Genomic DNA, 22,077 nt, shown 5'->3' on the forward strand with positions numbered 1-22,077 from the left:
CCGGTGGTAAACCCTGCGTCTCCACCTGCTCACCCGGGACGGGCGTCCGTGTGAGGTCGTGGTCAGACATCGATGCGGTACCCGCGCTTGACGACGGTGGCGATGAGCCCGGGCACCCCGAGGGTCTGCCGCAGGCGACTGAGGGCCACCTCGAGGGCGTGCTCGTCGTTCGTGCCCGGCAGGCCCGACGCGAGCCGGTCGCGGCCCACGACCGAGCCCCGGGCCTGCACGAGCGTGCGGAGGATCATGAGCGCGACCGGGGCGAGTGAGACCCGTCGTTCGTCGACGTCGACGACCGAGCCGCGCAGCGCGAGCGGCCCGTGCCGTGTGTCGAGCCGGAGGACGCGCGTCGACTCCAGGTGTTCGCAGACGAGCCGGATGAGGGCGCCCATGCGGAAGCGCTCGGGCTGGATGGGCACGATGCCCGCGGCGACGAGCGGCTGCGCGGTGACGGGGCCGACGGCCGCGGCGACCACGGGCCCGCACATCGCGTCGACGAGGTCGTCGTACCGGCCGCGCGCCTCCGCGGCGCCGAACAGCGCGTGCACGGCGGGCGCGCTCGTGAACGTGATGCAGTCCAGGCCGCCGGTGCAGGCCGCCTCGATGAGCCGGTCGACGCGGTCGTCGCCGTCGTCGGGCTGCACCCACCGGTACGGCTCGACCGTGAGCACGCGGTCGTGCGCGTCGCGCAGCCGGTCGAGCTGCGACGGGTTGAGGAACCCGTGCAGCTGCACCGCGACCGTGAGTCCCGCGGGGTAGTTCGCGAGCACCTCGTCGATGAGGGACTCGGTGGTCTCCTCCGCGCTCATGCCCACGTCGTTGAGGCCGGCGGCTCGCACGCCGCCGCGTGCCTTGGGCCCGCGCACGAGGATGGCCGTGTCGGCGAGCGCGTCGACGAGGTCCTCGCCCAGCCCCGCGGCATCCGCGACCTCGAACCAGCGGCGCACGCCGTAGGCGGTCGTCGCGAGGAGCACGTCGGGCCGCGCCGCGATGATCGCGCGCGTGTCGGCGATGACGGGGTCGTCGGAGAGCGCGTTCGTCATGCGCAGCGTCGGCGCGTGCACGACCTGCGCGCCGCGTCGGGCGAGCGCGTCGATGAGGTCGGCGGAGCGCCGGTCGCTCGTGACGCCGATGCGGAATCCGGCGAGCTGGTCGGGCCGGAACCCCGGCGCGCACTCGATGACGTCGGTCACGCGGCCACCGCCGCGTAGCCCGCCGCGCGTTCCATGAGCTCGGATGCCGCGGCGTCGCCGTCGTGGGCCAGGCGCACGACCTCGCCGACCACGACCACGGCCGGCGACGAGACGCGCGCGCGCCCAGCCGCCCAGACGATGTCGGAGAGGTCGCCGACGGTCGTGCGCTGGTCGGCGCTGAAGCCGCGCTCGATGATCGCGACGGGCATCCCGGCGGGCATGCCGGCGCGCGCGAGACCCGCGGTGAGCGAGGGCAGCGAGTTGACGCCCATCAGCACGACGATCGTGCCGCCGAGGCCCGCGAGGTGCTCGAGCTCCGCGTCGGTGAGCGGGGCGTGGCCCGACACGACCGTGAAGAGGTGGCTCACGCCGCGGTGCGTCAGCGGGATGCCGGCGGCGCCCGGCACGGCGACGGCGCTCGTCACGCCGGGGACGACCTCGACCGGCACGCCGGCGCGGTGGCACGCGAGCACCTCCTCGCCGCCGCGGCCGAGGACGTACGGGTCGCCGCCCTTGAGGCGCACGGTGTGCCGCCCGGCGAGGGCGTGCGACACGAGGAGCGCCTCGATCTCGTGCTGGGGGATGGCGTGGTGCCCGGGTCGCTTGCCGACGTCGACGAGCTCGGCGTGCGGCGCGAGCTCGGCCAGGCCCTCGTGCGGGGCGAGCCGGTCGTAGAGCACGACGTCGGCGGCCGCGAGCGCCCGCACCGCGGCGAGCGTGAGCAGGTCCTCGCGGCCGGGGCCGCCGCCGACGAGGGTCACCCGGCCGGTCATGCGTCGGCCCCCCGAACCGGGATCGTGGCGCCGGCGACGAGCACGGCCTCGCCGCGCTCCCGCTCCTCGGCGGTGGCCGGGCGGAACTGGCCGCGCTCGGGGACGCGTGCGACCGACGGATCGGGCGTGCCGGGTGCGTTCACGAACGAGCGGAACCGTCGGAGCCGCTCGGGATCGGCGAGGGTCGCCGCCCACTCGTCCTCGTAGGTGTCGACGTGCTTGGCCATCGCCGCCTCGAGCTCCTCGGCCAGGCCGAGCGAGTCCTCGACGACGACCTCTCGCACGTGATCGAGGCCGCCCTCCAGGTCCTCCATCCAGCGCGCGGTGCGCTGCAGCCGGTCGGCGGTGCGGATGTAGTACATCATGTAGCGGTCGATGTAGCGGATGAGCGTCTCGTCGTCGAGGTCGCTCGCGAGCAGCTGCGCGTGCGCCGGCTGGAACCCGCCGTTGCCGCCGACGTAGAGGTTCCAGCCCTGGTCGGTGGCGATGACGCCGACGTCCTTGCCGCGGGCCTCCGCGCACTCGCGCGCGCAGCCCGAGACGCCGAACTTCAGCTTGTGCGGCGAGCGGAGCCCGCGGTAGCGCAGCTCGAGCTTGATCGCCATCGCGACCGAGTCCTGCACGCCGTAGCGGCACCAGGTCGAGCCGACGCAGCTCTTCACGTTGCGCAGCGACTTGCCGTAGGCCTGGCCCGACTCGAACCCGGCGTCCACGAGGATCCTCCAGATGTCGGGCAGCTGGTCGAGCCGGGCGCCGAACAGGTCGATGCGCTGGCCGCCCGTGATCTTCGTGTAGAGCCCGAACTCCATCGCGACCTGCGCGATGACCGCGAGCTTCTCGGGCGTGACCTCGCCGGCCGGGATGCGCGGGACGACCGAGTACGTGCCGTCCTTCTGCATGTTCGCCATGGCGCGGTCGTTGGTGTCCTGCAGGCCGCCGCGGCCGCCGTCGAGGATGTACGAGCCGTGCTGCGACGCGAGGATGGAGCCGACGACCGGCTTGCAGACGTCGCACCCGCGGCCGGTGCCGAGCCGGCCGATGATCTCCTCGAACGAGGTGAGCTCGAGCACGCGCACGCTCTCGAAGAGCTCCTGGCGCGAGAGCTCGAAGTGCTCGCACAGCGCGTGCGAGATGGCCTGGCCCGACTTCGTGAGCTCGGACTCGAGCAGCTTCTTCACGAGCGGCACGCACGAGCCGCACTGGGTGCCCGCCCGGGTGCACGTCTTCAGGGCGCCGAGCTCGGTGCAGCCCTCCTCGTGGCCGACGCCGTTCACCGCATCGCGGATCGTGCCGGCGGTGACGTTGTTGCATGCGCAGACGAGCGCGGCCGCGGGGAGCTCGTCGCCCGCCGGCGCCTCCATGCCCGAGGCCGACAGGTAGGCGGCGGGCTCCGCCGACAGCTCGGTGCCGAGCATCGGGCGCAGCGAAGCGTACGGCGACGCGTCGCCCACGAAGATGCCGCCCAGGAGCGTCTTCGCGTCGTCGGTCATGACGAGCTTCTGGTAGAGGCCGCGAGCCGGGTCGGCGTAGACGATCTCGAGCGCCTGCTCGGTGCGGGCGAGCGCGTCGCCGAAGCTCGCGACGTCGACGCCCGAGAGCTTCAGCTTCGTGGCGTCGTCGACGCTCGTGAACTCCGCAGCGCCGCCGAGCAGTCGGTCGGCCACGACCTCGGCCATGGCGTTCGCGGGCGCGACGAGACCGGTGCAGCGGCCCTCGAAGCTCGCGACCTCGCCGATGGCCCAGATGTTCGCGACGGATGCCGCGCAGGAGGTGTCGATCGCGACGCCGCCGCGCGGGCCGAGCTCGAGCCCGAGGTCGCGCGCCAGCTCGTCGCGCGGGCTGATGCCGATCGCGAAGACGATGAGGTCGCACGCGATGAGGCGCCCGTTGGTGAGCTGGACGGCCACGACCGCGCCGTCCTCGACGACGACCTCGGCCGGCCGCGTGCCGAGGTGCAGGCCGATGCCCTGTCCGGCGATGATCCGGCCGAGCGCGCGTCCGGCGCCCTCGTCGAGCTGGGCCGACATGAGCCAGCCGCCCGAGTGCACCACGGCGGCGTGCGCGCCGAGCTTCGCGAGGCCGCCGGCCGCCTCGAGGCCGAGGAGCCCGCCGCCGGCGACGACGACCTGCGCGGGCCGTCCGTGGCGCGCGGCGAGCTCCTGCGTCTCGGCGACGAGCGCGTCGACGTCGTCGATCGTGCGGTAGACGCGGGCGTGATCGCGCCCCGGCAGGTCGGGTACCGGCGCGCTCGAGCCCGTGGCGAGCACGAGCTCGTCCCACGGCAGCACCTGTCCGCTCGACGTGGTCGCGGTGCGCGCGGCCGCGTCGACGGCGACGACGCGCTCGCCGGTGACGAGCCGGGTGTGCCCCTCGTCCCACATCGCGGTGGGCTCGAGCGTGAGGTCGGCCGCGGCATCCGCCAGTCTCGTGCTGAGCGCCACGCGGTCGTAGGGGCGGTGCAGCTCCTCGCCGACGACGGTCACGCGCAGGGTGCGCTCCTCGTCGCGGGCGTGCAGGCTGTCCGCGAGGCGGTGCGCGGCGGGTCCGCCGCCGACGATGACGACGTCGCGGACCCCGGCGGGGGTGTGGGTGGTCTCGGTCATGGGGGCCTCCATGGCTGGGAATGCAGGCGACGTTACGACCGGCCCGTTTCCGCCCTGTTACGGCGACGTAACCGCGTGGGCACGCATCCGCACATGCGATGGGTGCCGATGTGAGGGGAGTTTCACGTCGAGGTAACACCCGGATGCCGCGGGGGAAACACCCCGGACCTAGCGTCGTCGGCAGGACGAGGGGAGACCGCCATGGTGCCGACGATCGAGATGACGACCACCTGGGAGCGCACGTGCGAGCTCGACGACCTGGAGCCCGGCTGGGGCGAGGTCGCGCTGCTCGGCGCCCGCCAGGTCGCGCTCGTGCGCGTGGGCGGCGAGGAGGTCTACGCCGTCGACCACCACGATCCGCACACGGGAGCGCCCGTGATGGCCCGTGGCATCGTCGGCTCGCGCGGCGACCGGCCGACGATCGCCTCGCCGCTGCACAAGCAGGTCTACGACCTCGGCACCGGCGCGTGCTTCACCGACGCGTCGCTCGCGCTCCGCACCTATCGCACGCGCGTGGTGGGCGGCATGATCGAGGTCGAGCTCGACGCCTGACGGCTCAGCCGCGCTGCGTGAGCACGATCGGGTCGCCCTCTGTGACCGCGATGGTGTGCTCGGAGTGGGCGCCGCGGGAGCCGTCGGCGCTCCGGAGGGTCCACCCGTCGGGGTCGGTGAAGATGCGGTCGGTCGTCTCGAGGAACCACGGCTCGATCGCGACGACGAGTCCCGGCTTCAACGGCAGTCCGCGTCCGGGGCGTCCGTTGTTCGGCACGTGCGGGTCGCCGTGCATGGTGCGGCCGACGCCGTGGCCGCCGAAGTCCGTGTTGATCGAGTAGCCCTCGGCCTTCGCGACATCCGCGATCGCCCGCGAGATGTCGCCGATCCGGTTGCCGGGGCGCGCGGCGGCGATGCCGGCGTCGAGCGCCCGACGAGTCGTGTCGATGAGGCGCAGGTCCTCGTCGCGCGGAGTGCCGACCACGATGGAGACGGCCGAGTCGGAGACCCAGCCGTCCACGGCGGCCGCGAAGTCGAGGCTGAGCAGGTCGCCGTCGCGCAGCTTGTAGTCGTGGGGGAGGCCGTGGAGCACGGCGTCGTTCACCGACGTGCAGAGGACCTTGCCGAACGGGCTCGCGCCGAACGAGGGGTGGTAGTCGATGTAGCAGCTCTCGGCGCCGGCCTTCCGGATCATCTCGTGCGCGAGTGCGTCGAGTTCCAGCAGATTCACGCCGACGGCCGCGGCCTGCGCCGTCGCCTCCAGCACGCTGGCCACGAAGCGGCCGGCCGGACGCATCTGCTCGATCTCGGCCGGGGTCCTCAGTTCGATCACGCTCTTCCCTTTCCGCCCTCCATTCTGTCGGGTCCGCCCTGAGTGAACACCCGGCCGACGCGCAGGGAGCGGCGATACGCTTCTCGCATGCTCATCCGGCGGGCGTTCCTCAGGTGGCTGGTCGCAGCCGTCGTCGTGCTGCCCGTCTGGCTCGGCGTCGGCTGGGCGATCTACGGCGGGGGCGGCTGGGGCACGCTGGGCCTCATCATCACGGTGCCCGTCGCGTTCATCTCGCTCGGCATCATCGCGCTGCTCGTGTGGGCGCGCCCCACCGTCCGCGCCGAGCGCGCCGTGTCGTGGGTCGACGTCGCCGTCGTCGGTGCCTGGCACCTCTCGATCATCGGGGTCGGCTTCTACGGTGAGACCGCAGCGATCCTCAGCGTGCTCGCGATCCTGCTGGCGATCGGCGCGTTCTGGAGCAGTATCTGGCAGCTCGTGTCCGATGGGGCGCGTCGCGTGCAGGCGAGCATGGCCGAGTTCGAGCGGCTCGCCGCGCAGCAGTCCGGTGCGTCCGGCGCGGATGCCGCGGGCGGTCCGTCGGCGCGACGCCCGCCGTACGGCGACGACGGCGACGACGTCATCATCATCCACGAGGTCCGCGACTGATCGCAGGCGGCGGGCGGCGGCATCCGTCGGCCCGCTTTGGCGTGCGGCGCCGCGACATGGCACAATAGAGGATTGTGCCGCCGCAGGACTCTGCCTCCGGGGAGCACGCACAGCGCGAGAGATCGCGCGGGCGGCACCAGACACTTCCAATCCATGATCCGCGTTCGACCGGTGGCGGGCGCAGAGAGCGAACCATCATGCACATCCTCGACCACGTCGACGCCGCGAGCCTGAAGTCGGACATCCCCGACTTCCGCCCCGGCGACACCGTCAAGGTGCACGTCAACATCGTCGAAGGCAACCGTTCGCGCATCCAGGTCTTCCAGGGCGTCGTCATCGGCCGTTCGGGCGAGGGCGTGCGCGAGACCTTCACGGTCCGCAAGGTCAGCTTCCAGGTCGGCGTCGAGCGCAAGTTCCCGGTGCACTCGCCGATCATCGACCACATCGAGATCGTCACCCGCGGTGACGTCCGCCGCGCGAAGCTCTACTACCTGCGCAAGCTCCGCGGCAAGAAGGCGAAGATCAAGGAGAAGCGCGACAGCTGATCCGTCGCATCCGTCCGCGCGTCGCGGGCCATCGCGTCATTTCCCCGAGCTCCCCACCCCTAGACTGGGTGGGGAGCTCGGGCGGTTAAATGACAGAAGAAATCAGCACCACGCGGATCGACCGCGCGGGCTCGACATCGGCACGCAGGAAGAAGAGCACGCTGCTCTTCCTGCGAGACCTGCTCGTCATCTTCCTGGTGGCGGTGCTCGTCTCGTTCCTCATCAAGACGTTCCTCATCAGGTCGTTCTTCATCCCATCGCAGTCGATGGAGGAGACCCTGGTCATGGACGACCGCATCATCGTGAACCAGCTGGTGCCCGAGGTGACGCCGATCGAGCACGGCGACGTCGTCGTGTTCAAGGACCCGGGCGGCTGGCTGCCGGCCCGCGCAGAGACCGAGCAGCCGCCGCTCATCGCCGCGGTCGACTGGTTCCTCGCGTTCGTGGGCCTGTCGGCGCCCGACTCGAACGACCACCTCGTGAAGCGGGTCATCGGCCTGCCCGGCGACCACGTCATCTGCTGCAACGCGCTCGGCCAGATGAGCGTCAACGGCGTGCCCCTCGACGAGCCCTACGTGGCGCTGCCGCCAGGCGAGACCAAGGTCTCGCGCGACGACTTCGACGTCACGGTGCCCGACGACTCCCTGTGGGTCATGGGCGACAACCGCTACAACTCCAAGGACTCGCGCTACAACACCGAGACGCCGCTCAAGGGCTTCGTGCCGATCGACAACGTCGTGGGCCGGGCGTTCGTGGTGAGCTGGCCGATCGACCACTGGGCGTGGCTCGGCAACTACCCCGAGGTGTTCGCGGGCGTCGACGAGGGGGCCGGCTGAGATGAGCCCGTCGGCGATCCCGAACCTCAAGGTCGAGCGCGAGCTCTTCGACACGGGCGCCGGACTGGTGCTCGCGTGCGACGAGGTCGGGCGGGGGGCGATCGCCGGACCAGTCACGGTCGGGCTCGTGCTCATCGATCCGACGGTGCGACGCATGCCCGCGGGGCTCCGCGACTCGAAGCTGCTCGCCGAGCCCAAGCGAGAGGCCATGGCGCCGCGCGCCGCGGCGTGGGTGCGAGGCTGGGCGGTTGGCGAGGCATCCGCCGCGGAGATCGACGAGCTCGGCATCATGGCGTGCCTCGGACTCGCCGGCGCCCGGGCGTTCGCGGCGCTGACCGCGGCGGAGGAGATCGCCTTCGGCACGCCGCTGCTGCTCGACGGCAACTACGACTGGCTGAGCGCCTCGGTCGAGCACCGGGTGCAGGTGTCGACGCGCATCAAGGCCGACCGCGACTGCGCGTCGGTGGCCGCGGCATCCGTCATCGCCAAGGTGCATCGCGATCGCGGCATGCGACGGTCCCACGACGAGCTGCCGCTGTACGGCTGGAACGAGAACAAGGGGTACTCGAGCCGCGGCCATTTCGCCGCCCTCGACGAGCACGGGCCGAGCGACCTGCACCGCCACACCTGGCTGCACGAGCGCCCCGCGGAGGCGGAGCCGGCGCTGTTCGAGCTCGGCGTAGGATGATCCACGATGGATGAGGACGAGTTCGAAGACTACGACCGAGAGGTCGAGCTGGCCCTGTACCGGGAGTACCGCGACATCGTGTCGCAGTTCCAGTACGTGGTCGAGACGGAGCGGCGTTTCTACCTCGCGAACGAGGTGGAGCTGGTGCGCCGCGACACCGAGCACGACTTCTACTTCGAGCTCAACATGAAGGACGTCTGGGTCTGGGACGTCTACCGCGCCGACCGGTTCGTGAAGTCCGTGCGCGTGCTCACGTTCAAGGACGTGAACGTCGAGGAGCTCGCGACGCGCGAGTTCGAGTTGCCCAAGGAGCTCGCGCTCGACGAGTGAGCTGCGGGTTTCGCGGGCGAATCGTCGGGTCGTCGATGTCGTCCTCGGCCGGGGCCTCGTGTTCGCCGAATGGCCTCCGTGTCCTCCGAAAGGAGGACTCGCGGCGAAAGATAACGAAAAGGTAACATCGCCGCATCGCGACGTTCCGGGTGGACCGGGGCACATGCTCTATCGGGTGCGTCGCGGGTTCGAATCCCGCCGTCGCGTCGATTGATCCGCACTCGTCCTCGACAATCGAGGGCCTCCCGAGTTCCGTCTGACCTGCGCGTCGAACCTCGGTTCCGTGCGCCCGCTCGCCGCCACGCTGGTCGCGGAGGTGGTGCGGATGGCCCACAACGCGGAACTCGGTCGGCGCGGCGAACAGCTCGCGGTCGACCACCTGCTCGGTCGCGGCATGACGGTGGTGGAGCGCAACTGGCGCTGCCGGCTCGGCGAGATCGACATCGTCGCGCGCGACGGCCGCGACACGGTGTTCGTCGAGGTGAAGACCCGCACCACCCACGACTTCGGGCATCCGTTCGAGGCCATCACGCCGCTGAAGCTCGCGCGCCTGCGACGCCTCGCGGTGGCCTGGTGCGAGGCGACGGATGCCCCGGTGGCCCGCATCCGCATCGACGCCGTGGCCGTGCTCGCGCCGACGGAGGCGCCCGCCATGATCGAGCACCTCGAGGGCATCGGCTGATGCCGGTGGCACGCACCCGCTCGGTCGCCCTGCTCGGGCTCGCGGGCTCCATCGTCGAGGTCGAGGCCGACCTCTCGTCGCAGCTTCCCGGCATCTCGATCATCGGGTTGCCCGACGCGGCCCTCGCCGAGGCGCGGGAACGCGTGCGGTCGGCGGCCACCAACGCCGGTTGCCCGCTGCCGCCGCGCAAGCTCACCGTGAACCTCTCGCCGGCCGCGCTCCCGAAGCACGGATCGGGCTTCGACCTCGCGATCGCTGTGGCGTGCCTCGCCGCGGCCGGCGAGGTGTCGGTCGAGTCCGTCGATCGCGTCGTGCACCTCGGCGAGCTCGGCCTCGACGGGCGGCTGCGCCCGATCGACGGGATCCTCCCGGCCGTCCTCGCGGCGTCGCGCGCCGGACACGACACCGTGATGGTGCCGAGCGCGAACGCCGCCGAGGCGGCGCTCGTGCCCGGCGTCGAGGTGATCGGCGTCGCGTCGCTGCTCGAGGCGGCCATCCGGCACGGCGGCGAGTTCGAGGAGCGACCGGTGGAGCCGGTTGCGGCGACGGCGCGCGGCGACGACACCGAGGCGCCGGCCGGCGACCTGGCCGACGTCGCGGGCAACGACGACGCGGTCGACGCGCTGCTCACCGCCGCGGCAGGCGGGCACCACGTCTACTTCCTCGGCCCGCCAGGTGCCGGCAAGACGATGCTCGCCTCCCGGCTGCCCGGCATCCTGCCCGACCTGCCTCCCGACGCGGCACTGGAGGTCTCGTCGATCCGTTCGCTCGCGGGCCGCTCGGTTGGAGACGCCCTCTCGGTACGGCCACCGTTCGAGGCACCGCACCACACCGCGACGGCCGCCGCGATCGTGGGCGGCGGCAGCCGCCTGATCCGTCCGGGTGCCGCGTCGCGCGCCTCGCACGGCGTGCTCTTCCTCGACGAGGCGCCCGAGTTCCCGTCGGCTGTCCTCGACGTGCTGCGGCAGCCGCTCGAGTCGGGCACCATCAGCATCCATCGGGCGAACTCGGTGGCCTCCTTCCCTGCGCGCTTCCAACTCGTGGTGGCGGCGAACCCGTGCCCGTGCGGCAACCACGGCCTGAAGGGCGTGGAGTGCACGTGCACGCCGATCATGCGTCGTCGGTATCTCGGGCGCATCTCCGGACCACTGCTCGATCGCATCGACCTGCAGGTGTGGGTGCCGCGCATCACGGCAGCCGGCCTGCGGTTGGCCGTCGATCGGCCCGGCCTGTCGAGCGCCGAGGCGCGGGCCCGTGTGGTCGCGGCGCGGGAGGTCGCACGCGATCGGCTCAGGGGCACGCCCTGGCGCACCAACGCGGAGATGCCGGGCCCGTGGATGCGCGGAGCCGGTCGCCTGCATCCCGGCGGTCGGGCGAGCGCCGCGGCCGACCGGGCGCTCGAGCTCGGCGGCCTCACGATGCGCGGCTACGACCGCGTGCTGAAGACGGCGTGGACCTTGGCCGACCTCGGGGGCGCGGTCGCGCCCACCCGGGAGCATGTCGGCCGCGCACTGTTCCTGAGGAGGGGATTCGACCAGTGAAGCTGTTGACCGAAGCCGCACGGGAGTCCGCGGCAGACTTCGCCGTCGTGCGCCGCGGCGAGGAACCATCGCTCGACGCGTTCGCACGCGCAGTGCTGGGACTCATCGCCGAACCGGGGGACGGCGTGCTCGGGCGCGCGATCTCCGCCGCGGGCGCGCCGGCGGTCGCCGAGCGCCTGCTCGCCCGAGCACCCGCGGAGGCGCTGGTCGACGCGGTCGTCGAGGCCGGTGGTGACCTCGACGAACGTGAGGCGAGCTCGGCGCGCGACCGCTGGCTTCCGCGACTCGACCATCGGGGCTTCGTCACGTCGCTCGCCCAGGCCGCGCGGGTGGGCGCGCGACTCCTCGTGCCGGGCGACGCCTGCTGGCCGAGCGGCGTCGACGAGCTCGGCGCGCATGCTCCGCTCGCCCTGTGGGTCCGAGGTCGTGTCGAAGCACTCGCCGGGACGCAACCGACCATCGCGCTCGTGGGTGCTCGCGCGGCCACCGGGTACGGCGAGCACGTGACGATGGAGGCGTCGGCGGGGCTCGTCGACCGGGGCTTCGCGATCGTGTCGGGCGGGGCGTACGGCATCGACGGCATGGCGCACCGCGCCGCGCTCGCGAGCGACGGCACGACGGTGGCGTTCCTCGCGGGCGGGGTCGACCGCTACTACCCGCTCGGGCACGAGTCGCTGCTCGCGCGCATCGCCGAGTCCGGCGCCGTCGTCGCCGAGCTGCCCTGCGGCGCGGCGCCGACGAAATGGCGATTCCTGCAGCGGAACCGGCTGATCGCCGCGGCCGGCGAGGCGACCGTGGTGCTCGAGGCGGGCATGCGCTCGGGCTCGCTCAACACGGCCGGGCACGCCGCCGCCCTCGGACGTCCGCTCGGCGCGGTGCCGGGGCCGGTCACCAGTCCGGCCTCGGCCGGATGCCACCGGCTGCTGCGCGAGTTCGACGCCGTCTGCGTCGTCGACGCCGACCAGATGGCCGAGCTCGTGACGGCCGGCGGTCGACCGCGCTGGAGCGGCGAGCTCGGCATCGACGTGGACGGCGAAGCGGGATCCGGCGACCGCGGCATGACGGCCTCGTTCCCCGACGATCGCGCCGACCCGAGGCTGATCCGCGTCCTCGACGCCCTGAGTAGCCGCACGCCGCGGCCGCTCGCCGACGTGGCGCGTCGCGCCGGCCTGGCCGTGACGGAGGTGATGTCGGTGCTCGGCTCGCTCGAGGCCGAGGGCGTCGCCGTGCGGGACGCGCGTGGCTGGCGTCGGCGGCGTGCCGGGTGACCATCGGGCCGGCATCCGGTGCACGCCATAGGCTGACCGCGAGGAGGTCGGCATGGCGGAGCAGCTCGGCAGGTATCCGGCGGCGAGGCGGGTCATCGCCCACGTGAGCGACACCCACCTGCTCCACGGCGGGGCGCCCCTCGGTGGCCGCGCCGACACGGTCGGCGCCCTGCGGCAGGTGGTGTCCCAGCTCGATCGGCTCGGCGACCGCCTCGACGCCATCGTCGTCACCGGCGACGTCACCGACCTCGGGGAGCCCGACGCGTACCGGCGCGTGCGCGAGCTCGTCGATCCGCTCGCCGCGTCGTCGGGCGCCCGGGTCGTGTGGGTCATGGGCAACCACGACGCGCGCGGTGCGTTCCGCGAGGGCCTGCTCGGCGAGCCGGCCTCCGACGAGCCGGTCAACCAGGTCGTGGATCTGGACGGACTCCGGGTGATCGCGCTCGACACGAGCGTGCCCGGCTGGCATCACGGCGCCCTCGACGACGCCTCGCTCGAATGGCTCGACCGCGTCCTCGCCGAGCCTGCGCCCGAGGGCACCATCCTCGCGATGCACCACGCCCCGCTGGCGACGCCGTTGGCGCTCATGGACGTGCTCGAGCTGCGCGGACAGGACGCGCTCGCCGAAGTGATCCGGGGTCGCGGCATCCGGCTCATCCTCGGCGGGCACCTGCACTACCCGACGAACGGCGAGTTCGCCGGCATCCCCGTCTCGGTCGCGGGCGCCACGGCGTACACCATGGACCTCTCCGCGCCGCCGCGCGAGCTCGTCGGCGTCGACGGTGGCCGGTCGTTCGACGTCGTGCACGTGTACGACGACTCGCACGTCACGATCGTCGTGCCGCTCGGCCCCTTCCCGGTCGTCACGAGCTTCGGCGAGGCCTTCCTCGCGGAGGTCGAGGGGCTTTCACCCGAGGGCCGGCTCGATCGCTTCTCGCGCAAGCCCGAGGGGTCATGACCCTCGACGGCGCCCTCGACGACTACCTCGCGCACGTCCGCACCGAGCGCGGGTACTCCGCGCACACCGTCGCCGGGTATCGCGCCGACCTCGTCGACCTCATCGGGTTCGCCGAGCAGCGCGGCGTCCACGACCCGGCCGGCCTCGAGCTCGGGCTGCTCCGCGACTGGCTCTGGGCGGCGACCGAGCGCGGACTCGCGCGCGCGAGCATCGCGCGTCGCGCGGCATCCGCTCGGGGCTTCACGGCCTGGCTGCACCGGCGCGGCCTGATCGCTGCCGACCCCGGCGCACGGCTCAAGGCGCCGCGGGCGCAGCGCACGCTGCCGCGCGTGGTCACGGAGCATGCGCTCGCCGACGCGCTGGCCGCGCTCGCGGCCCGCGCGGCCGACGGCGACCCCGTGGCGGTTCGCGACGCCGCGATCGCGGAGCTGCTCTACGCCGCTGCGCTGCGCGTGTCGGAGCTCGTCGGGCTCGACCTCGCCGATGTCGACCGTCGTCGGCGCACCGTGCTGGTCACCGGCAAGGGCGCGAAGCAACGCGTCGTCCCGTACGGCGCACCCGCCGCACGCGCGCTCGACCGCTACCTCGAGTCCGCACGTCCTGCCCTGGTCGCGGGTGCGGAAGCGGCGCCGACGACGTCGGCCGTGTTCCTCGGAGTGCGGGGAGGCCGCCTCGGCGTCCGCAGCGTGCATCGGCAGATCGCGTCGCTCCTCGAGGACATCCCCGGCTCCGGTCCGGGCGGCCCGCACGCCCTCCGGCACAGCGCCGCGACCCACCTGCTCGACGGCGGCGCCGACCTGCGCGCCGTGCAGGAGTTCCTCGGGCACGCCAGCCTCGGCACGACGCAGATCTACACGCACGTCTCGGCGGAGCGGCTCAAGCAGAGCTACCGGACGGCGCATCCGCGCGCCTGAGTCGTCGGCGGGAATCCCGGACCCGGGGCCTCTCCCGGCACGGTGCGTCGCCGGGAGAGCACTGCCTCAGGACGGCAGCAGCACCGCGCGAGGGATGCCGCCGAGGAACAGGAACGGCGAGACGTACTCCCCGTCGATGCGCACGCCGAAGTGCACGCAGCCCGAATCGCAATGGCCACCCGCCGACACGACGCCGATCGGGTCGCCGGCCGCGACCGCCTGGCCCCGGCTCACGAGCGCGTCGACCGGCTCGATCGCGCTCACGATCCCGCCGCCGTGGTCGATCGCGACGACGTTCCGCCCGGCCACCGCACCGGCGAAGTTGATAGTGCCCGACTCGGGCGCCACGATCGTCGCGCCCCGCTCCACCACGATGTCGATGCCGCGGTGACCGGAGGCGTACGGCGAAGCCGGTGCCCTGAATGGCGAGACGACGCGGATCGGCGGCGGCACCGGCCAACGCCACTGCACCGGCGGGGCCACCGCCGGGGGAGCCGAGACGACGGCCGATGGGAGTCCGAACGCGCCGGCCGCGCCGGGGCTGATCGACACGAGCGCAGCGCCGACGAGCAGGCTCAGGATGAGCGCGGCGAGTGCGCCGATCCGCCGGGACCGGCGAGCGGCTGACGAGCGTTCGGGAGGAGGGGAGGAGGCTGCGGTGACGGTCATGCGCCGATGCTGGCCGGGCACGCGGCATCCGTGCTCGCATGCGGTGGCACCGGGGACCGCCGACGCCCGCGCGCGGGCTGGGGAGGACGGGTGCCGTGGTAGAGTATCCGATGCACCTCGGCCCGCCGGGGTGACTACGCGTGCCATTCGGCCACCGACTCCACTCAGTCCCGCGAAGCGCTGGTTCCCAGCCGAGCAGGCGGAGCCGTGCCGGGCACCAGGGCTCCGCGCCGCCGGCGCGAGCGACAACTGAGAACAAAGGAGTACGGCTCATGGCCGTCGTCACCATCCGCCAGCTGCTCGACAGCGGCGTGCACTTCGGGCACCAGACCCGCCGTTGGAACCCGAAGATGAAGCGCTTCATCTTCACCGAGCGTTCCGGCATCTACATCATCGACCTGCAGCAGTCGCTCGCCTACATCGACAAGGCGTACGACTTCGTCAAGGAGACGGTCGCCCACGGCGGCACCATCCTCTTCGTCGGCACGAAGAAGCAGGCCCAGGAGTCGATCGCCGAGCAGGCGACCCGCGTCGGCCAGCCGTACGTCAACCAGCGTTGGCTCGGCGGCCTCCTCACCAACTTCTCCACGGTCTCCAAGCGCCTCGCGCGCATGAAGGAGCTCGAGGAGCTCGACTTCGAGGGCACCACCAGCGGCTTCACCAAGAAGGAGCTGCTCATCAAGAAGCGCGAGCTCGACAAGCTGCACAAGTCGCTCGGCGGCATCCGCAACCTGTCGAAGACTCCGTCGGCGCTCTGGGTGGTCGACACCAAGAAGGAGCACCTCGCGATCGACGAGGCCAAGAAGCTCGGCATCCCCGTCATCGGCATCCTCGACACCAACTGCGACCCCGACGAGGTGCAGTACCCGATCCCGGGCAACGACGACGCGATCCGCTCGGTGAGCCTGCTCACCCGCATCATCGCCGACGCCGCCGCCGAGGGCCTCATCGAGCGTCACCAGAAGCCCGAGGCCGAGGGCAACGTCTCGGCCGTCGAGCCGCTCGCCGAGTGGGAGCAGGAGCTCCTCCAGGCCGGCAGCGCGACCACCCCCGAGCAGGCGTCGGCCGAGACCGCGGATGTCGCGGAGACCGTCGCCGAGGCGAAGGCCGAGGCGGCCGAGGTCGTCGACGAGGCCGCGACGGAGATCGCCGCGACCGAGTCGGAGGCGGACGCCGAGGGCGCCGCCGCCGCCGAGTCCAAGTAATCCACTCCACCTACGACCACAAGTCCAGGAGACAACTATGGCCAACTTCACCCTCGAAGACGTCAAGACCCTGCGCGAGCGCCTCGGCACCGGCATGGTCGACACGAAGAACGCACTCGTGGAGGCCGACGGCGACCTCGAGAAGGCCGTCGAGATCCTCCGCCTGAAGGGCGCGAAGGGCAACGCGAAGCGTGCCGACCGCTCCACCGCCGAGGGTCTCGTCGCCGCCGTCGACAACGGCGACGGCACCGCCACGCTCATCGAGCTCGCCTGCGAGACCGACTTCGTCGCCAAGGGCGACAAGTTCGTCGGCCTCGCCGACCGCGTGCTCGCCGCCGCCGCCGCGGCCCGCGCCGAGACCGTCGAGGCCGCACTGGCCGCGCCGGCCGAGGGCAAGACCGTCGCCGACGTCATCAGCGAGGAGGCCGCGATCCTCGGCGAGAAGGTCGAGCTCCGTCGCATCCGCCTCGTCACGGGCGAGCAGTTCTCGATCTACCTGCACAAGACGTCGAAGGACCTGCCCCCGCAGGTCGGCGTCGTGCTCGGCTACGCCGGCGACGACGCGGAGACCGCGCGCTCGGTGGCCCAGCACATCTCGTTCGCGAACCCCGAGTACCTCACGCGTGAGGACGTCCCGGCGGACGCGGTCGAGAAGGAGCGTGCCATCGTCGAGCAGATCACGCGCGACGAGGGCAAGCCCGAGGCCGCCCTGCCGAAGATCATCGAGGGTCGCCTCGGTGCCTACTTCAAGCAGGTCGCCCTCCTCGAGCAGCCCTACGCCAAGGACGACAAGGTCTCCGTCGGCAAGGTGCTCTCGGACGCGGGCCTCACGGTGAGCGACTTCGCTCGCTTCAAGGTCGGCGCGTAAGTCGAGGTGAGGGAGTCCGGATCGCACAGGCGATCCGGGCTCCCTTTTCCATGCGCGGATGCCGCCGCCACGTGCCGCGGCCGAGTGGCACGCCGTGCGACATCCGGCACCGGCACTGCGTCGGGGCCGGTGAACCACTAGTTTTGACACGGGGACGAAGGGACGGTCGGGGATGACGGAACGCAAGCGCAGGGTGATGCTGAAGCTCTCCGGGGAGGCGTTCGGCGGGGGAGCGCTCGGGGTCAATCCCGACGTCGTGAGCGCACTCGCACGAGAGATCGCGGATGCCGCGCGCACCGTCGAGGTCGCGATCGTGGTCGGCGGCGGCAACTTCTTCCGCGGCGCCGAGCTCTCGCAGCGCGGCATGGATCGCGGCCGGGCGGACTACATGGGCATGCTCGGCACGGTCATGAACTCCCTCGCGCTGCAGGACTTCCTCGAGCAGGCGGGCGCCGAGACCCGCGTGCAGTCGGCGATCTCGATGACGCAGGTCGCCGAGCCCTACATCCCGCGCCGTGCGGAGCGCCACCTCGAGAAGGGCCGGGTCGTCATCTTCGGCGCCGGCGCGGGCCTGCCCTACTTCTCGACCGACACGGTCGCCGCGCAGCGAGCGCTCGAGATCGGCGCCGACGTCGTGCTCGTCGCGAAGAACGGCGTCGACGGCGTCTACTCCGACGACCCGCGCACCAACCCCGACGCCCACAAGATCGACCGCATCAGCTACCAGGAGGCGCTGCAGCGCGGCCTCAAGGTCGTCGACTCGACGGCGTTCAGCCTGTGCATGGACAACGGCATGCCCATGCAGGTGTTCGGCATGGAGCCGAGCGGCAACGTCACCAAGGCCATCCTCGGCACCGAACTCGGCACGATCGTGAGCAACGGCGTGCCGGTGTCCACTCGATAGACTGTCCCGAGCAGCGAACAGAAGGAGCCCCCGTGATCGCGGATGTACTTTCCGATGCCACCGCACGCATGCACAAGGCCGTCGAAGTCGCCAAGGATGACTTCGCCACCGTGCGCACGGGGCGGGCGAATCCCCAGCTCTTCCAGAAGATCATGGTGAGCTACTACGGCACGCCGACGCCGCTCTCGCAGCTCGCCTCGCTGCAGAACCCCGAGGCGCGCACGCTCGTCGTGACGCCCTACGACAAGAGCGCGCTGAAGGACATCGAGCAGGCGATCCGCGACATGCCGAACCTCGGGGCGAATCCGAACAACGACGGCAACATCATCCGCGTCACCCTGCCCGAGCTCACCGAGGAGCGGCGCCGCGAGTACGTGAAGATCGTGCGTTCGAAGGCGGAGGATGCCCGCGTGTCGGTGCGCAACATCCGTCGGAAGGCGAAGGACGACCTCGACGCCCTGAAGGGCGAGGTCGGCGACGACGAGGTGGCCCGCGGCGAGAAGGAGCTCGAGCACATCACCAAGGCGAACGTCGACGCGATCGACGATGCGCTGAAGCGCAAGGAAGCCGAACTCCTCGAGGTCTGAGGGAGCACGATGTCGGGCGTCCCAGGGGATGACAGGTCGGACGCCGGGGGGCATGAACGGACCTCGCGCGATGAGTTCCGCGCGCAAGTGCAGTCCCGCAAGGCCGACCTCGAGAAGCAGTTCGAGGCGTCGAAGGCGCAGTTCGACCAGGCGCAGGAGAAGATCAAGGCCCGCACGGGCCGCAACCTGATCCTGGCGATCATCATCGGCTTGGCGTTCGGCGGCCTCCTGCTGCTCAGCCTCCTGGTGATCAAGGAGCTGTTCATGCTCTTCGCCGTGGTGCTCGCGGGCTTCGCGGCGTGGGAGCTCAGCCAGGCGCTGCGGAAGGGCGACTTCGACGTCCCGCGCATCCCGACGGTGGCCGCCGCGGTCATCGCGATCCCGATCGCGTACTACGGCGGCGCGAGCGGGCAGCTGCTCGCCGTGCTCGGCGCCATTGTGGTGGTCTCGGCGTGGCGGCTCGTCGAGCAGGCGGTGCCGTCGCGGCGACGCACCGGCGCGAGCCTCCTGCGCGACCTGACGGCCGGCGTCTTCGTGCAGGGGTACGTGACGCTCCTCGCCACGTTCACGGTCGTGCTGACCGCGGCCGAGGGCGGGCAGTGGTGGACCCTCGCGTTCATCATCATCGCGGTCGCCGCCGACGTGGGCGCCTACGCGTTCGGGCTCATGTTCGGCAAGCACAAGATGGCACCGGTCATCAGCCCGAAGAAGACGTGGGAGGGCTTCGCCGGGGGAGCCGGCGCCAGCCTCGTCGCCGGCGTGCTGCTCTCGCTCTTCATGCTCGGCAACACGTGGTGGTTCGGCCTGATCTTCGGGGCCGCGATCTTCCTCACGGCGACGCTGGGCGACCTCGCCGAGTCCCTCGTGAAGCGCGACATCGGCATCAAGGACATGAGCTCGTGGCTGCCGGGGCACGGCGGCTTCCTCGATCGGCTCGACTCGATCCTGCCGTCGGCGGCGGTTGCGTTCGTGGCCTTCCGGATCTTCGGCTGAGCGTCCGCGATAATGGTCCGGTGGACTCGACCTTCCCTCGCGCCAGAAAGCCTCAGCTGGGATACAACACCGCCCAGGTCGAGGAGTTCCTGCAAGTGGCCCGTCGCGCGTACGACGGCACTGCTCGTCACGACGACCCGCCGCTCTCGTCCGAGCGCATCCGCCTGACCGCGTTCGCGATGCAGAAGGGCGGGTACTCCACGGCGCACGTCGACGCGGCGCTCGAGCGCCTCGAGGACGCGTTCGCGGCCGAGGAGCGCCAGGTCGCCGCTCGCCTGCACGGCAGCGAGGCGTGGCTCAGCGAGGCGCGCACGACCGCGCAGGTGGTCTCCAACCGGCTCGCACGCCCCGAGGGCCAGCGCTTCGACCGCGTCAGCCCGCTCGCGCTCGGCTACCGCGTGCGCGAGGTGGACCGCTTCGCCGACAAGCTCACCCGCTATTTCCGCGACGGATGGCCCATCTCCATCGACGACGTGCGCACGGTGGTCTTCACCACCCAGCGCGGCGGGTACCGTGAATCGCAGGTCGACCTCGTGCTCGACGCCGTCGTCGACGTCATGCTCGCCGTCCGTTGACATCCGGTTCGACTCGGCGACGATCGCTCCGATACACTCGACGAATCGTGGGCAGGCATTCCGGGAACGAAGCTTCGACGACACCCGTGCGTCAACCGTCCATCGGCCGTTCCACGACTCCCGTCGCCGCTCCGGCCGCGGCGCGCTCGACCTCGGGCCCCGCACCGCGCACGTCGGCGCGCAGCGCCGTCAAGCAGGGCGCGACCGTCGTGTTCGCGTTCGTCGCGTCGGTCAGCTTCCTGCTCGTGAACGTGGTCGACCCGTTCTCGGGCGCCACCGCCTCGCCCGACTTCGCCAAGCGCGGCGAGCGGTTCGGCGGCGCCGAGGTGCAGGCCTTCGACGTCGACGGCGAGTACACGATCGACGTCTCCAAAGAGGGCTACGTCGTCGAGAAGAAGCCCGAAGTGAAGCTCGCACCGGCATCGACGTCCGCGTCGAGCGGCTGGGCCCCGCCGGCGATCACCCCCGACCCCGGTTCGGCGCAGGCCTACGCGGCCGGCGCCGTCGCCGCGCGCGGCTGGCCGTCGACCGAGTTCGACTGCCTCGTCGCGCTGTGGAGCAAGGAGTCGGGCTGGCGCGTGAACGCCTACAACGCGTCGAGCGGCGCCTACGGCATCCCGCAGGCCCTGCCCGGGTCGAAGATGGCCACGGCCGGCGCCGACTGGGAGACGAACGCGGCCACGCAGATCGAGTGGGGCCTCGGCTACATCCAGGGCCGCTACGCGGCGCCGTGCGGCGCGTGGGCGCACTCGCAGGACGTCGGCTGGTACTGACGGGCTCCACCCCGATCGCTGCGCTGACGTCCGCTCGACGTGCGTTGCGCCGCGCCGTCCGGCGGCGGTCGACGAGCTGGCGGATGCCGCGCCCCGCCTAGACTGGAACCCATGGCACGCTCGAACCGATCACGCGGTCGTGCGGCCCGTGCTCGCGAGGAGCACCCCGAGCTCGACGTGGATCGGCTCACCGCCGGCTGGCGACGCACCGAGGTGCGCGGCGGTCGCGAATGGAACGTGCAGCCCGTCTCGGAGGCGCAGGCCGTCAAGGCCTACATCTGCCCGGGCTGCGGACTCGAGGTGTCGCCCGGCGTGGCGCACCTCGTCACCTGGCGCGCCGACGGCGTGCTGGGCGACGCCGCCGACCTCGCGGCGCGGCGTCATTGGCACACGCACTGCTGGAGGATCGGCGCCCGGTGAACGCCCCTGACACGACCCCTGTCGACATCCGCGCGGGCGTCGAGCTGCCCGCGATCCGCGAGGAGATCGAGCTGCGCACGGCCGACGGCCTGCGCCTCGTCGGCGAGCTCGCCACCCCTGTCGATCGCCCGCCGGTCGCGACGCTCGTCACGCTGCATCCGCTGCCGACCGCCGGCGGCTTCATGGACTCGCACATCCTCCGCAAGGCCGCGGCGCGGCTGCCCGCGCTGGCCGACCTCGCGGTGCTCCGATTCAACACGCGCGGAACGTCGTCGCCGCGCGGCACGAGCGAGGGCGCGTTCGGCGAGGGCGTGGCCGAGCGGGCCGACGTGGCCGCGGCGATGGACTTCGTCGCGGCGCGAGGACTGCCGAACCCGTGGCTCGTCGGCTGGTCGTTCGGCACCGAGCTCGCACTGAAGTACGGGCTGGAGCACGGCATCGCGGGCGCGATCCTGCTGTCGCCGCCGCTGCATCGCACGACCGACGAGGAACTGCGACGCTGGAACGGCTCGGCCGCGCCGATCGTCGCGGTCATCCCCGAGCACGACGACTACCTGAAGCCCGACCAGGCTGCGGAGCGCTTCGCGGTGCTGCCCCGGCTGCGCCGCGTCGACGTCGCAGGCGGCCGGCACCTCTGGGTGGGGGAGTCGCAGACCCGCCGCGTGCTCGACGAGATCGTGGCTGCCGTCAACCCGTCGGCGCTGCCGTTGCCGACCACCTGGCCGCCCACGATTGCGACGCCGCCGGCCCCTCCTGCGGACTGAGTCGGGCTGCGTCGCCGAGTCGGGCCACGACGCCCCTCGGCGGGTTCCGCCGCTCCGC

The 22,077-nt window shown here is 72.0% G+C and carries 25 protein-coding genes and 1 tRNA gene; 21 read left to right on the forward strand and 5 right to left on the reverse strand.

All coding sequences use genetic code 11. The annotated features are described in order from the left end of the window. Nucleotides 1–62: 62 nt before the first annotated feature. From FYC51_RS15835 to nirB, 3 genes are read right to left on the reverse strand one after another with little or no spacing between them, the layout of a single operon-like run. Complete coding sequence (locus FYC51_RS15835; RefSeq protein ID WP_238476415.1) at nucleotides 63–1,193, reverse strand: uroporphyrinogen-III synthase; 1,131 nt, start codon at nucleotides 1,191–1,193, stop codon at nucleotides 63–65. Continuing rightward, entirely contained in the window at nucleotides 1,190–1,966 is a 777-nt protein-coding gene (cobA, locus tag FYC51_RS15840; protein ID WP_148734745.1) for a uroporphyrinogen-III C-methyltransferase, read from the reverse strand. Before cobA ends, FYC51_RS15835 begins: the two co-directional genes overlap by 4 nt. Further along, nucleotides 1,963–4,569, reverse strand: a complete 2,607-nt coding sequence (gene nirB, locus FYC51_RS15845; protein WP_148734746.1) for a nitrite reductase large subunit NirB — start codon at nucleotides 4,567–4,569, stop codon at nucleotides 1,963–1,965. Before nirB ends, cobA begins: the two co-directional genes overlap by 4 nt. A 201-nt stretch (nucleotides 4,570–4,770) precedes the next feature. On the opposite strand from nirB, the gene nirD reads away from it, so the two are divergent. Beyond that, entirely contained in the window at nucleotides 4,771–5,121 is a 351-nt protein-coding gene (gene nirD / locus FYC51_RS15850) for a nitrite reductase small subunit NirD (RefSeq protein WP_148734747.1), read from the forward strand. A 4-nt stretch (nucleotides 5,122–5,125) separates the two neighbouring features. Here nirD and map read toward each other — a convergent pair whose 3' ends face one another. Further along, complete coding sequence (gene map, locus FYC51_RS15855) at nucleotides 5,126–5,893, reverse strand: type I methionyl aminopeptidase (protein WP_148734748.1); 768 nt, start codon at nucleotides 5,891–5,893, stop codon at nucleotides 5,126–5,128. Nucleotides 5,894–5,980: 87 nt separating this feature from the next. On the opposite strand from map, the gene FYC51_RS15860 reads away from it, so the two are divergent. From FYC51_RS15860 to FYC51_RS15910, 11 genes are all read left to right on the forward strand, one after another. After that, nucleotides 5,981–6,499, forward strand: a complete 519-nt coding sequence (locus tag FYC51_RS15860; RefSeq protein WP_148734749.1) for a hypothetical protein — start codon at nucleotides 5,981–5,983, stop codon at nucleotides 6,497–6,499. A gap of 197 nt (nucleotides 6,500–6,696) precedes the next feature. Continuing rightward, on the forward strand, nucleotides 6,697–7,044 hold the full coding sequence (gene rplS / locus FYC51_RS15865) for a 50S ribosomal protein L19 (protein WP_148734750.1): 348 nt from the start codon (nucleotides 6,697–6,699) through the stop codon (nucleotides 7,042–7,044). 89 nt (nucleotides 7,045–7,133) lie between these two features. After that, a complete protein-coding gene (lepB, locus tag FYC51_RS15870) occupies nucleotides 7,134–7,880 on the forward strand; it encodes a signal peptidase I (RefSeq protein ID WP_148734751.1) in 747 nt (248 codons plus the stop codon). Nucleotide 7,881: 1 nt separating this feature from the next. After that, nucleotides 7,882–8,568 carry a ribonuclease HII gene (locus FYC51_RS15875; protein WP_148734752.1) on the forward strand — a complete coding sequence of 229 codons (687 nt, stop codon included), beginning with the start codon at nucleotides 7,882–7,884 and terminating at the stop codon, nucleotides 8,566–8,568. A gap of 6 nt (nucleotides 8,569–8,574) precedes the next feature. Continuing rightward, a complete protein-coding gene (locus tag FYC51_RS15880; protein WP_130352672.1) occupies nucleotides 8,575–8,898 on the forward strand; it encodes a DUF2469 family protein in 324 nt (107 codons plus the stop codon). Nucleotides 8,899–9,034: 136 nt separating this feature from the next. Then, nucleotides 9,035–9,105, forward strand: a tRNA-Glu gene (locus FYC51_RS15885). Between the two features lie 118 nt (nucleotides 9,106–9,223). Next, nucleotides 9,224–9,580: a YraN family protein gene (locus tag FYC51_RS15890; protein WP_148734753.1), complete on the forward strand. Its 357-nt coding sequence runs from the start codon at nucleotides 9,224–9,226 to the stop codon at nucleotides 9,578–9,580. Continuing rightward, on the forward strand, nucleotides 9,580–11,121 hold the full coding sequence (locus tag FYC51_RS15895; protein ID WP_148734754.1) for a YifB family Mg chelatase-like AAA ATPase: 1,542 nt from the start codon (nucleotides 9,580–9,582) through the stop codon (nucleotides 11,119–11,121). Before FYC51_RS15890 ends, FYC51_RS15895 begins: the two co-directional genes overlap by 1 nt. After that, a complete protein-coding gene (dprA, locus tag FYC51_RS15900) occupies nucleotides 11,118–12,389 on the forward strand; it encodes a DNA-processing protein DprA (protein ID WP_238476416.1) in 1,272 nt (423 codons plus the stop codon). Before FYC51_RS15895 ends, dprA begins: the two co-directional genes overlap by 4 nt. A gap of 52 nt (nucleotides 12,390–12,441) precedes the next feature. Further along, a complete protein-coding gene (locus FYC51_RS15905; RefSeq protein ID WP_148734755.1) occupies nucleotides 12,442–13,347 on the forward strand; it encodes a phosphodiesterase in 906 nt (301 codons plus the stop codon). Continuing rightward, a complete protein-coding gene (locus FYC51_RS15910; RefSeq protein ID WP_148734756.1) occupies nucleotides 13,344–14,261 on the forward strand; it encodes a tyrosine recombinase XerC in 918 nt (305 codons plus the stop codon). Before FYC51_RS15905 ends, FYC51_RS15910 begins: the two co-directional genes overlap by 4 nt. A gap of 66 nt (nucleotides 14,262–14,327) precedes the next feature. On the opposite strand, the gene FYC51_RS15915 is transcribed toward FYC51_RS15910, so the two are convergent. Continuing rightward, nucleotides 14,328–14,930, reverse strand: coding sequence for a M23 family metallopeptidase (locus FYC51_RS15915; RefSeq protein WP_187432695.1), 603 nt, complete (start codon nucleotides 14,928–14,930; stop codon nucleotides 14,328–14,330). Nucleotides 14,931–15,202: 272 nt separating this feature from the next. On the opposite strand from FYC51_RS15915, the gene rpsB reads away from it, so the two are divergent. The 9 genes from rpsB to FYC51_RS15960 all read left to right on the forward strand — a co-directional run bounded on the left by rpsB (nucleotide 15,203) and on the right by FYC51_RS15960 (nucleotide 22,019). Next, complete coding sequence (gene rpsB, locus FYC51_RS15920; protein WP_148734758.1) at nucleotides 15,203–16,135, forward strand: 30S ribosomal protein S2; 933 nt, start codon at nucleotides 15,203–15,205, stop codon at nucleotides 16,133–16,135. A 37-nt stretch (nucleotides 16,136–16,172) separates the two neighbouring features. Further along, a complete protein-coding gene (gene tsf / locus FYC51_RS15925; RefSeq protein WP_148734759.1) occupies nucleotides 16,173–17,003 on the forward strand; it encodes a translation elongation factor Ts in 831 nt (276 codons plus the stop codon). A gap of 172 nt (nucleotides 17,004–17,175) precedes the next feature. After that, nucleotides 17,176–17,907 (forward strand): UMP kinase, encoded by a 732-nt coding sequence (pyrH, locus tag FYC51_RS15930; protein WP_148734760.1) that lies wholly within the window; start codon nucleotides 17,176–17,178, stop codon nucleotides 17,905–17,907. Between the two features lie 32 nt (nucleotides 17,908–17,939). After that, nucleotides 17,940–18,494, forward strand: coding sequence for a ribosome recycling factor (gene frr, locus FYC51_RS15935; RefSeq protein WP_148734761.1), 555 nt, complete (start codon nucleotides 17,940–17,942; stop codon nucleotides 18,492–18,494). Between the two features lie 87 nt (nucleotides 18,495–18,581). Further along, nucleotides 18,582–19,487, forward strand: coding sequence for a phosphatidate cytidylyltransferase (locus tag FYC51_RS15940; protein ID WP_238476417.1), 906 nt, complete (start codon nucleotides 18,582–18,584; stop codon nucleotides 19,485–19,487). A 20-nt stretch (nucleotides 19,488–19,507) separates the two neighbouring features. Continuing rightward, entirely contained in the window at nucleotides 19,508–20,062 is a 555-nt protein-coding gene (locus FYC51_RS15945) for a DivIVA domain-containing protein (protein WP_148734763.1), read from the forward strand. A gap of 86 nt (nucleotides 20,063–20,148) precedes the next feature. Further along, entirely contained in the window at nucleotides 20,149–20,835 is a 687-nt protein-coding gene (locus FYC51_RS15950) for an aggregation-promoting factor C-terminal-like domain-containing protein (protein WP_238476418.1), read from the forward strand. 111 nt (nucleotides 20,836–20,946) lie between these two features. Beyond that, entirely contained in the window at nucleotides 20,947–21,255 is a 309-nt protein-coding gene (locus FYC51_RS15955) for a hypothetical protein (protein WP_187432696.1), read from the forward strand. Next, nucleotides 21,252–22,019, forward strand: a complete 768-nt coding sequence (locus FYC51_RS15960; RefSeq protein WP_148734764.1) for an alpha/beta hydrolase — start codon at nucleotides 21,252–21,254, stop codon at nucleotides 22,017–22,019. The genes FYC51_RS15955 and FYC51_RS15960 overlap by 4 nt, the downstream gene beginning before the upstream one ends. Nucleotides 22,020–22,077: the final 58 nt, after the last annotated feature.

The sequence above is a fragment of the Agromyces mariniharenae genome, assembly GCF_008122505.1.
Taxonomy (GTDB): domain Bacteria; phylum Actinomycetota; class Actinomycetes; order Actinomycetales; family Microbacteriaceae; genus Agromyces; species Agromyces mariniharenae.